The organism is Treponema sp. UBA7567, assembly GCF_002476655.1.
Classification (GTDB): Bacteria; Spirochaetota; Spirochaetia; order Treponematales; family Treponemataceae; genus Treponema_D.
The window spans coordinates 19027-30517 of sequence record NZ_DLLH01000023.1 but is presented as its reverse complement, the minus strand read 5'-3'; the positions used below and the strand labels follow the sequence as shown (position 1 = coordinate 30517).

The 11491-nt window shown below is 40.5% G+C and carries 7 protein-coding genes; 5 read left to right on the top strand and 2 right to left on the bottom strand.

Annotated features, from left to right (window positions below; all coding sequences use genetic code 11):
* The first annotated feature begins 86 nt into the window (after positions 1 to 86).
* Entirely contained in the window at positions 87 to 2885 is a 2799-nt protein-coding gene (locus B3Y13_RS02490) for an ankyrin repeat domain-containing protein (RefSeq protein ID WP_296692504.1), read from the top strand.
* A gap of 82 nt (positions 2886 to 2967) precedes the next feature.
* Positions 2968 to 3717, top strand: a complete 750-nt coding sequence (locus tag B3Y13_RS02485; protein ID WP_296020280.1) for a Bax inhibitor-1/YccA family protein — start codon at positions 2968 to 2970, stop codon at positions 3715 to 3717.
* A 128-nt stretch (positions 3718 to 3845) separates the two neighbouring features.
* Here B3Y13_RS02485 and B3Y13_RS02480 read toward each other — a convergent pair whose 3' ends face one another.
* Positions 3846 to 4559: an SAM-dependent methyltransferase gene (locus B3Y13_RS02480; protein ID WP_296692501.1), complete on the bottom strand. Its 714-nt coding sequence runs from the start codon at positions 4557 to 4559 to the stop codon at positions 3846 to 3848.
* A gap of 204 nt (positions 4560 to 4763) precedes the next feature.
* On the opposite strand from B3Y13_RS02480, the gene B3Y13_RS02475 reads away from it, so the two are divergent.
* The 3 genes from B3Y13_RS02475 to B3Y13_RS02465 all read left to right on the top strand — a co-directional run bounded on the left by B3Y13_RS02475 (position 4764) and on the right by B3Y13_RS02465 (position 9859).
* Positions 4764 to 5813 (top strand): hypothetical protein, encoded by a 1050-nt coding sequence (locus tag B3Y13_RS02475; protein WP_296020275.1) that lies wholly within the window; start codon positions 4764 to 4766, stop codon positions 5811 to 5813.
* 2 nt (positions 5814 to 5815) lie between these two features.
* On the top strand, positions 5816 to 8932 hold the full coding sequence (locus B3Y13_RS02470) for a FlgD immunoglobulin-like domain containing protein (protein ID WP_296020272.1): 3117 nt from the start codon (positions 5816 to 5818) through the stop codon (positions 8930 to 8932).
* A 129-nt stretch (positions 8933 to 9061) separates the two neighbouring features.
* Positions 9062 to 9859 (top strand): TIGR02757 family protein, encoded by a 798-nt coding sequence (locus B3Y13_RS02465; RefSeq protein ID WP_296692497.1) that lies wholly within the window; start codon positions 9062 to 9064, stop codon positions 9857 to 9859.
* A 113-nt stretch (positions 9860 to 9972) separates the two neighbouring features.
* Here the strand turns inward: B3Y13_RS02465 and B3Y13_RS02460 are convergent, their stop codons facing one another.
* Positions 9973 to 11340 (bottom strand): hypothetical protein, encoded by a 1368-nt coding sequence (locus B3Y13_RS02460; RefSeq protein ID WP_296692493.1) that lies wholly within the window; start codon positions 11338 to 11340, stop codon positions 9973 to 9975.
* Positions 11341 to 11491 lie beyond the last annotated feature (151 nt).

Genomic DNA, 11491 nt, shown 5'->3' with positions numbered 1-11491 from the left:
ATTTAGTATTCAGGTTTTCTTAACTTCAAATTTTTTCTTCCGATAATTTAACAAAGAAATTTTACTTGAAAATTACGGGAGACAGCATGAAAAATTTAAAGATATTTAGTTTTTTTGCCTTGTTTTTTTGCCTTGCTTTTTTATCATGCAATTCGACGGCAGTTGAAAAAGATGAGTCTGTTCAAAAATTGCTGAAAGAAGGGCGTTACGAAGAAGCAAAAGGGCTTTTTATTACAAAAACCGACATCAACGCTCAGGATAAAAACGGCGACACTGCGCTTCATGTCTGCGCGCGAATTAACGAAGCTGATTTGATTGCTTTTTTTGCCTTTAAAAATGCCGGCACGGAAATTGAAAATGCAGACGGCGATACTCCGCTTTTGGTTGCGGTAAAAAATGACAATATTGAATCTGCAAAAATTTTGATTCAGATGGGAGCGAATATTTTTGCAAAGGATGCCTCTGAAAATTCCGCACTCCAGCTTGCGCTTGCAAAAAATGAACTTTGGTATGAAGTAATGATTACCGAAAAAACCGGGCAGATTCGCGCTATAAACGGAGATTCGATTGTCCATTATTTTGTTCGGACGGACGACGAAAAAGCGATTGATTTTTGCATAAAAAAGCAGCTTCCGCTTTCTGTAAAAAACAATGAAGGCGACACTCCTCTTTCTCTGTGCTATAAGCGTGCAGACGAAACTGTTCCTGTCAGAATTGCGGCTGCGCTTTTGCAGGCTGGATGCGAGTGTGAGCGAGGAGACTTTGCTTATTTTGAAGATTCTGTGCGCACTCACAACACGATGCTGCGTTTTGCCGACGGGCAGACTCCTCTTCATTTTGCGACGATTCTTGGCCATACGGGAATTGTAAATTACTTTCTTAACGAAAAAACTCCTGTCCGGATTTCGGATATTTTGCAGGCCCAGGATATTGCAGGTTCAACTCCATTGCACGAAGCTGTTCGTTATGGACGCGTAGAAATTGCAAAGATTTTGCTTGATGCAGGTGCGAAGGTTGATGCTCTCGATGCTGTTGGAAAATCGCCTTTCTTGCTTATAATTCCTGCGGAAAAACAACTTGAAATGTACAACGTGCTTTTGTCTGCGAACGCCGATGTTACTCAGAAAGATATGTATGGCGATACTGTTCTTCATGTCTGCACAATGGCTGCTGTAAAGACAGATGTGCTTTCTGTTCTGATAAACCACGGAGCGCCTGTAAACGAAAGAAACAAAAAAGGTGTAACTCCGCTAAGCCTTGCAATCGAAAAAAACAATACTGAACACGTGATTTTTTATGCCCGCGCAGGCGCCGACATAAACGCAGAAGATATGGAAGGAAACACGCCTCTTACACGTGCGCTAGAAAGTCCTTCGATTGATATGCTCAAAACTTTGATTACTCCTCAGAATGTGCTTTCTAAAGACAGTGCCGGAAATACTCCTCTGCACATTGCTCTTATAAAAGACAGCCCGTTCGACTACATAAAATTTCTCGTAGAAACTGGAGCAGATGTAAACGCGCGTAACAAAGATGGAGACTCTGTTCTTTTCCTTGCTGTCCGCAAAAACAAAAAAGACGTGGGCGATCTTTTGCTTTCAAAAAATGCCGATATTTTTGCTTCAAACACAGAAAACAATTCTCCGCTTCGCATTGCCCTGGCACAGGGTGGAGAAGTGCAGGACTGGCTTATTACCAGCCAGACATTGAACGCTTCTGACGGTTCTGGCAATACTCCTCTTCATTACGCATGCGAATGGAAACTTGATGAAGCGGTTTCTGCCCTTATTCAAAAAGGCGCAAATGTGAATGCTGTAAATGCAAATGGAGAATCTGCTCTCTTTGCGGCTGTAAAGGCTGATTCCCCTTCGACAATAAATATTCTTGTTGAAAACGGAATTATTACGGACACTCGTTCAAACCTTACACGCGATCATCTTGGAAACACTCCGTTGCACTATGCAGTAAAATGGAACAGTCTTCAGGCTGCGCAGTCAGTAATTTCTCTTGGATTCGATGTAAACTCTCAAAACCTTTCTGGAAAAACTGCCTTGAGCGATTGCTGCCGTTCGGACAAAAGGCAGATGGCTGTTCTTCTTATACAAAATGGAGCAAACGTAAATTCTACCGACGTGACAGGACGTTCTGTTCTTGTAGACGCAATCCAGAGCGGAAACGAGGAAATGGTAAATTTATTGCTCGAAAAAGGAGCAAATCCACTGATTCAGGAAATGAACGGACGCAATTCGTTCCATGAAGCGGCCTTGGGTGGAAATATAAAAATCATAGAATTGATTCGTTCTGCTGGCGGAAATCCCCTCAGCCGCGACACTTACGGCGACAGTCCATTCAGCCTTGTCTTGAATTATGATGAAAACGTTCTGAGAGCTGTGCTCGGCACAAATCTCAACATTGTCGATTCTGACGGAAATACTCCGATTCACATTGCCGTAGAAAAGAAAGTTTCTGCACAAAAACTCGATATGCTTATAAAAATGGGCTATCCTGTAAGCCAGCGCAACGGAAAAGGCGTAACTCCGCTCAATATGGCGATTACAACTAGTCAAAAGAGCCTTGCCCTTACTTTGATTGAACGCGGAGCAGACCCGTTTGCAGCGACAATAACTGGCGACAACGCCCTTACAAACGCATTTAAAAACGGAAATGTCGAAATTCTTGATGCAATCTGTAAGTACAATGCGCGCAAAACTGACACTGCTGGAGATTCAATCCTGCATTATGCGGCTAGACTTGCAAACGATGTCCAGGTTCGGCATCTTCTTGAACTTGGACTTGACCGCACCGCAAAAAATCTCAGCGGCGAAACTCCTTCAAAAATGGCAGCCCGCTGGAATAGACCTGCAATTGCAGAATTGCTAAAATAAAGAATCTTAAAGCAAAAATCCAGAAGTTCATTTTGGGCTTTTGGAGATGCTTTAAAATCTGATTTTCGAGGTTTTTTGTTTTATGACACAGACAAAATCGCTCCGCTTGACAGTCGCGGAAAAATCACAGTTTTTAAGCCGTTGCTACGGCTGGATGGCATTTGCGCTTTTTTTGAGCGCAGTTGTCGCATATTTTACAGCTGCAAACATTTTTACCCAGACATTGGACGGACACATGCAGCTTTCATATCTTGGCAAAATGCTTTTTGCGGGACGCGGAATGGGATTTATGCTTTTGTGCTTTCTCGAAATCGCAGTCGTAATTTTTTTAACAGCAAAAATCCGCACAATGAGCGTTTTTACGGCAAGATTTTCCTTTATACTTTATTCTGTCATAAATGGAATTTCGCTTTCCAGCATTTTTGCAGTTTACCAGATTGCTTCGATTGCAAACGCATTTCTCGCTACTTCAGCTACTTTTGTCGTAATGTGCATTTACGGTTCAAAAACAAAATCTGATCTTACAAAGCTCGGCCGTTACTGCGTTATGGGACTTTTGGGAATTCTTCTGGCGACTCTCCTGCATTTTATCTTGGGCTTTTTTACAGGAGCGCCGCTTGCTATGCTGGATTTGATTGTAAGCATTGCAACAGTTCTTGTTTTTACGGGGCTTACCGCTTACGACAGCCAAAAAATCTTAAAAACAGCCGAAAATTCAAAAAATACGGACGATTACAAAAAAGTTGCAATTCTTGGCGCGCTTGAACTTTACCTCGACTTTATAAATATTTTGCTTGCACTTTTAAAACTTTTCGGAAAAAGAAAAGATTAGAAAAAATAGGGCGTTGCCTGCGTTTGCAGGCCGCTCTGTCCAGGGTTCCGGCTTTCGCCTTCATTGCTCCGCTTCGTTTCGCAACGTGCCTTGCACGCCCTTCCCGCCGCTAACGCATTTTTTAAGCCTTATTTGTAAATCAAAAACATAGCAGGAATCTTTGAAAGTTCAGGCTTTGGAGTTTTTTTCCACTGAACTATGGTTTTTGTCTTTATAAACTGTTTTTCTGTTGTAATTCCAGCCGCAACGCAAAGTTTTGTTTCCGGACGGCAGATTCTCAAAATTGCCTCAAGCATTTTTTCGTTTCTGTAGGGAGTTTCGATAAAAAGCTGAGTCTGGTTTTCTTTGTACATTCTGTTTTCGAGCTGTTTTAACTTTGTCTCGCGTTCGCCGTTTTTGACAGGAAGATAACCGTTAAAAGCAAAATTTTGTCCGTTAAAACCGCTCGCCATAATCGCCATAATCATTGAATTTGGACCTGCCAGCGGAATTACTTCAAGATTTTTTTTATGGGCAATTTCGACTGCCCGGCTTCCGGGATCTCCTACGGCAGGACAGCCGGCATCGCTCAAAACTCCCATAGGCTCGCCTTTTTCAAGAAAACTTAAAATCTTGCTCAAATCTTTTTTTTCGTCTGTGTGCTCGCTTAGTTCATAAAAAGAACATTCATCTATCGGAAAATTTTTATCAAGTTCAATCAAAAATCGAACTGCGCACTTTCTGCTTTCTACAATAAAATGGCGTATATTTTTTACTGTTTCGATATTTTTTGCTGGAATAACGCTTTCAATTTCTGTGTTTTCGCCAAGTTTGCTCGGAATTAAATAAAGGGCTGGTTTCATAAAAACCATTATAAAATTTGCCGAAAAAAATTGCAATTTTAGAGATTTGCTGTAAAAATGACTTACAGAAGAAACATCTTTATATTTTTTTTGTTCTATAAATTGATAATATCGAGAATTTTTTAATAGAAAATATTATAATATAAAGAAACTGCTTTATCTGATTTAGTCTTTATTTTCAGGTAAAAATACAGGAGTTTATGTATGTTTAAAAAAATTATTGCATCTGCCGTTTTATGTGCTGGTGCAGCCTTGTATGCGTATAATCCTCCGGCTGGCGGACAAAATCTTCTCCGCATTTCTTCTCCGGAACTTTTGAGCGAAGGTTCTTCTTCTGCTGGCGGACCGTTGTTTTCTGTTTCTCCGGATTCTGTCGTAAATAATCCTGCTCTTACGGCTTTTGAGCAGCGTGCTGTTTTAAATCTTTCCGGAACAATGCTTTTTGACAGCAAGGACGAATCTGACAAATCTGTTGGAGGGGCTTTTGAAGGCGGTATTCTTCTTCCTTCAAGATGGTGCGTTTCTTCATTTTTAGTTCAGGGCGTTTTTGTGCCTTTTTATGATATGCATTTGGGAAATTCTTTTAACTTTACGGCAAATATTGCAAAAGATGTAACCGACAAACTTTCTGTTGGAGCGAGCGCCGAGCTTGGAGTTTTTTACGGCCATAATTCTGACTGGCGTGGCGGCGTAAATTTGGGCGCTTTTTATGAATTTGGCGAAGCTGGAATTTTAAAAGACATTCGCTTTGGCGCAGTCCTGCTAAATATTGGAAAACAGCTCGGAAATACAACTGTTCTTGGAATTACAGGCAGCGAAGCGTCTGAATGGCCGGGAATTGCAACTCCAAAAATGGGAGCGGCCGCAACTTTTTTTAAGCAAAATAATTTTAAGGCTGGAGCAAGCCTTGATTTTTCTTTTCCTTCGTTCCAGAATTTTGTGTGCGATGCAGGACTTCAGCTGCTTTTTGCTAACGTTGTAAAACTAAGTTCTTCGTGGGAATACGACGCCAGGGAATTTTCTGAAGGTTCAAAAAATATATTGCCTTCTGTCGGAGTAAGTTTCCAATTCAATTTTAATTCTAAGGACGGCTCTCTTTTGGCAAAAAAAGGCTGGGAACAGAGCGAAATGACTGTAAGCGGTGCCTGGAAGCAGCTTTACAAAAACGTGAATGCAGTCAGCGCCGGGGCAAAAATCAACCTCGGCCTTAAAGATACTCAGGCTCCAGAAATTATCCTTTGGGGAGAAAAATAGTTATGAATAAAAGATATTTTTTTGCGGCATTGGCACTTGCTTTTTCAGCTTCGGTTTTTGCAGAAAAAGGCCCTGTTTATATTTCTCCAAACAATGATGGCGTTCAGGATGTTCTTGAAGTTCCTCTTCAGATAAAAGAAAAACGCTATGTGACCGAATGGAGTTTTACAGTAAAAAACGAAAAAGGCGAAGTTGTCCGCACAATCGGCAATAAAGAAAAACGTCCGGAAAAACTTGGACTAAAAAAATTTTTTAAGCAGCTTGTTGCTCCAAAAACTGGTGTAACAATTCCAGAAACTGTAGTTTGGAACGGTGTTATGGACAACGGCGAAACTGCTCCAGACGGAACATATTACTATTCTTTCAGCGCAACAGACGACAATCAAAACACTGCTTCTACAAGAGAATTTGTCGTAATTGTTGACAATACTGCGCCAGAAATTGAGCTTGTTCAGCCAAGCCAGGATGCAAAAATCTTTGGTGAAGGAGCAAAATCTGTTCTTACAATAAGACAGTCTGGTTCACTTGAAGATTTATGGAATGGAACTTTTTATGATTCTGTTGGAGTTCCTGTACGCGTGTTTAAATGGACAGAAAGCGAACCTCTGAAATTTGATTGGGCTGGAACTGACGACAACGGCGTTTTTGTAAAAGACGGAGTTTATTCTTACAGAATTACTGCGACAGACCGTGCAGGAAACGTTTCTGCGCCAGCTATAATTTCAAATATCATTTATTCCGCAGAAAAACCTGCTGTAAATATTACTCTCAGCGGAAACAGATATTTTTCTCCAAATGGCGACGGTGTAAACGATACTGTTTTATTCAATGTAAAAATTCCCGCTCCAAATCAGGCAAAAACAGGAAACAAACTAGTTGAATGGAAAGTTGCAATCGAAGACAAAAATGGAGACGCGATCCGCATTTATTCGGGAACTGACAATCCTCCGGAAAATATTGAATTTGACGGAAAAACTGACTCTGAACAGGTTGCGCCAGAAGGAACTTATTATGCGAAGGTTACTGCAAAATATCTCAACGGTTTTGAACCAGATCCTTTAAGGTCGCCTGTATTCACGCTCGACAATACTGCCCCAAGCGCGACTGTAACAATAAAGAATTCAACTTTCTCTCCAGACGGAGATGGCAATCTTGATTTGCTCGAAATTGCACAGGCAACAGTAAGCAATTCTCTTTCGCCGGTTTCGGACTGGACAGGAACAATTTTAGATTTAGATGGAAATGCTGTAAAGAAGTTTGAATTTGGTTCATATTTGCCGGAAAAATTAAGCTGGGACGGACTTGATTCAAAAAATATTCTTTCAAAAGACGGAAATTATAAATACGTTTTGACTGCAAACGATGCCGCAGGAAATTCAACAAAAATTGAATCTCCTCACTTTGCGCTTGATACAAGCAAAACCGAGCTTATTCTTACTGTAAGCCCGGCCTCTTTCAATCCGGCTTCGGCAAGCGTAAAATTTGTTCCTGTTGTAAAGAGCGGAGAAGTAGAGCATTATTATCTTGAAATTCATGGCGAAAACGGAGAACTGGTTTGGGCTCAGAATGCACAAAAATCTCTTCCTTCAGAAATAAAATGGAACGGTCTTGCCTCGAACGGAAGCCGCTGTGTAGACGGAAGTTATTCTGCAAAGCTTTCTGTAAAATCTAAAAACGGTTCCGAGGCTTCTGCTTCAAGCCAGCCGTTTACAATTGACAGCATTGCGCCTTCAATCGAAATTTCTGTTCCTTATACAGTATTCTCTCCAGACGGTGATGGAAACAGAGATATTGTTCCTGTAACTGCAAATTCATCTTATGAAGAAAAATGGACTGCAAAAATTGTTGATTCAAAAGCCGATGTTGTAAAATCTTACGAATGGAAGGGCAGTGTTCCGAATTTCGAATGGGATGGAACGGACGGCAGCGGAAACAAGGTTGCGGACGGTCTTTACAAGATTGTATTTGCTTCGGTTGATGCCGCTGGAAACCGTGCCGATGCAGAAATTGCCGGTCTAAAAGTTGACAAGCGCGAAACAAAGGCTTATTTAACTGCTGATCTTGAATATTTTGCTCCAAACGGGGATGGAATTGCCGATCTTCAGAAATTTACAGTAAGAACGAGCGTTGTGGATGGAATTTCTGAATGGAAATTTGCAATTACAAGCGCAGAAGGCAAGGTTGTAAGACAGTGGACAAGTGAGCAGTCAAAAGATTTGCCAGCCGTAATAAATTGGGACGGAAACGATGCTGACGGAAAAGTTGTCGAAGGCGTATTTACCGGAAATCTTTCAATTTCTTACGAAAAGGGAAATCTCGTAAATGCCGTTTCATCTGCATTTATATGTACTGTAACTCCACCTCAGCTTTCTGTAAAAACAGCGCCTCGCTATTTCTCTCCAGACAATGACGGCGAAGACGATGACCTTTACATTCAGCTAAAAGGAAACAGCACTGTTCCGCTAAAGAATTGGTCATTTGTCGTAAAAGATCCAGAAAACGGAAAAACATTTTGGTCTGTAAACGGAAAATCAACGATTACAGAACGGCTTGTTTGGGACGGACGCGGAAATAACGGTGAGCTTGTTCAGTCTGCAATGGATTATCCTTATGTATTTACAGCAACCGACACTCTCGGCATGACAAGTACTGTAGAAGGAAAAATTAGCGTAGACGTTCTTGTAATCCGTGTTGGCGATGTTCTCAAGATGGCAGTTCCATCAATCATCTTCCGTTCAGACGCAGCAGACTTTAAGACCGAAGATGAAATAAAGGGCGGAATTACACTTGCTCAAAAGTCAAACAACGAACGCGTTCTTAAGAGAATTGCAGAAATTTTGAACAAATTCAAAAACTACACTGTAACAATCGAAGGCCACGCAAACAACGTTTCTGGAACTGAAGCGGAAGAAACTCAAGATACTGTACAGTATGGAAAAGCTCTTAAACCTCTTTCTCAGGAACGTGCAGAGTTTGTAAAAGAACAGCTCAGGAAAAACGGAGTAGATTCTGCCCGGCTTACAGCTGTTGGCCGTGGCGGAAGTCAGCCAGTTGTTGCAAGAAGCGACAAAGACAACTGGTGGAAAAACCGCCGTGTTGAATTCATTCTTAACAAATAAAATTTAAACTTGTAAAAAAACGGGCTTGTTAAAAAGCAAGACTTGCAGCGATTTTGGTAAAAAAAAGCCAATCGCTGTTAAAAATCGAACTTGTTTGGCAGTCCGTTTTTTTCTGAAAAAATTACAAAAATGTGCCTGTCCTTAAAACAAAGAATCATTTTACTTGCTGACAAATACGAAACTCCTCAATTTTTGCAAAAAGATCCATCGCAGTTTATGCATAAATTTTCGCCTAAAAATGGTGGAACTGTCAGAGATGCGGAAATTGTCGCTTTTTTGTCGGCAAATCTAGCATTTGGAAGGCGGGATCAGATTCTTTCCCATATTCAAATTATTCTCGATATGATAAAAGAATCAAAAAAAACTCCGGCGCAATGGATTTTGGACGGGGAATATGAGAAATTTTTTGATGAAAGCAAAAAGTCATTTTACAGAATGTACACTTTTTGTGATATGAAGAATTTTTTTAGGAATTTGCAGATTTTTTTAAGTCAAAAAGAAACTTTAGGCGAATTCTTTAAGGGAAAATGGGAAAATTCAATTGAAAATATTCAAAATAAAGAAGAGATTTTTCTTCATTCTGTCATTGCCGAGAGTTTTTGCGGTGAATGTGCTTTGATATGCCGCTCAAAAAATGGAGCCGCGAAAAAGTTGAATATGTTTTTAAGGTGGATGGTTCGCGAAAACTCGCCGGTTGATTTAGGCTTATGGAACTGGTACGACAAAAACAGGCTTTTAATTCCATTGGACACTCATGTAATGCAGGAAGCCGTAAAATTTTCACTTATCGAAAAAACTTCTTCTGGAAAAATTCCTTCTGCGAACTTAAAAACCGCTGTTGCACTTTCAAAAAAAATGAATGAGTATTTTCCAGGGGATCCTGCGCGCGGAGATTTTGCTCTTTTTGGTCTTGGCGTTGACAATTAAAGAAAATGCCTGTGCAAAAAATCACAGGCACTTTATTAAAATTTATATTCCGAATTTGAAGACAGTTTTTTTTGCCGGCTTAAATCCGAAATGATAGTATGAAAAATATTTTTTTAGAAAATGTATGTCATAAATACACCGCTTGACCAACATCTGCGGTTTTCACCGTCAAATGAAGTTCTCTGCTCAAAGTCGGCATAAACTGCAAAAGTTGTATTTTTTGAAAAATCGTATGTAAGCTCAGGGCGGAGATTTAAAACATGGCCGCCGTTCCAGTCTTTTGAAACTTTGTAATCAGCCCAGCGGTCGTCTTTTGAGCCTTGTGCCCAAGAACCCCATAAATTGAATCCTGTTTTGTTGTTAATTGCAAACGAAAGTGTTGCTCCTGTGTACCATGCAAAATCGTAATGGCTATTTTCAAAGAAGTTTAAGCCGATTTCCGGGCGGAGATTGAGCTTTGTGTTTGGAATTATAAAGTTGATTGCAGCTCCTAAACCGTAGGCTTCGTCATTCTCAGCGTCAGAAAAAAGCGAATCTGCTGCAATGTAAAGGTCAAGAACAAAGTTTTCAGCTCCGATTGTAGCGCCCGAATAGAAATTTGCCTTTTCTTCAAATGCTCCTTCGAGTGTTGCGGCAATGCTGAGCCATTTTGTTGGCGCAACTTGAATACCAAGGTTTATAGCAGGGTCGTCTGTGTTGAATCCATTTGGAATTGCGGCTCCGACCTGAAATTTCAAGTCTTTTGAATTGTAATTGTATCGCACGCCAAGCGCACGTTTAGCGTATTTGTTTGCATAAGGAATAAATCCTACGACATCGGCAGAACCTGGCGCATCAACATTGAATTTATAAGAACCGGTTGCTTCAGAAGATGTTTGGAATGAGCTGCCTGATCTGTCGTCATAAGATGTTGAAAAACCGCCCTGACGAACGTGAGAGTCTGCTTCCCAAAGCCAGTTTCCGTAACGAGGTGCCGGACCTACTTGCCAGTTGAGTTTTGTTCCAACGCCAATATCAAAATTCTTTTTAGGATGCCAGATAAAATTTACATAGTAAGAATCCTGAATTGTATTTGAAACATTTGCCTGATTATTCAGAACTGTGCCTGTAGCAGCTGCAACCGCAAGAGCTTCGTTTGACAAGGTGTTGTCGCCTGCATAATAAGAAGAGCTTCCTCTTGTGCCGTATTTGAGAGAAAGAGGGTTGCCGTTTGAAGTTCCAAAAACGAAATTATCTACATCGCCTTCGTTGTCGTAATTTGCAAGAAAACTCCAGTTGAGCATGCCTTCAATAGTAAAATTTCCGCGGTCAAATCTTGCCTGGAAAGTATCTGTAAAACCGTAAAATGTCGCGTTGCCATCGATTGGCGCTCCAAAACCAATCCAAGCCGTATTTTTCATCTGCTGTGAACTTAAAACCTGTGCGCTGGCAACAGATGTTCCAAAAATTACGGCAGATAAAACTGTTAAAATTTTCTTCATTTGCTTTTCCTCCGGAATTAAATTAAAAAATAGCATTTTATTCGTGCTGCTATTTTACCGTATTTTAAAATTATAATACTTTTGGAGTTTTTGTGCCTGTTCTATGTATGTTTTCACGTATAATTTTTTGTGATATAATCTTTTTCATTAT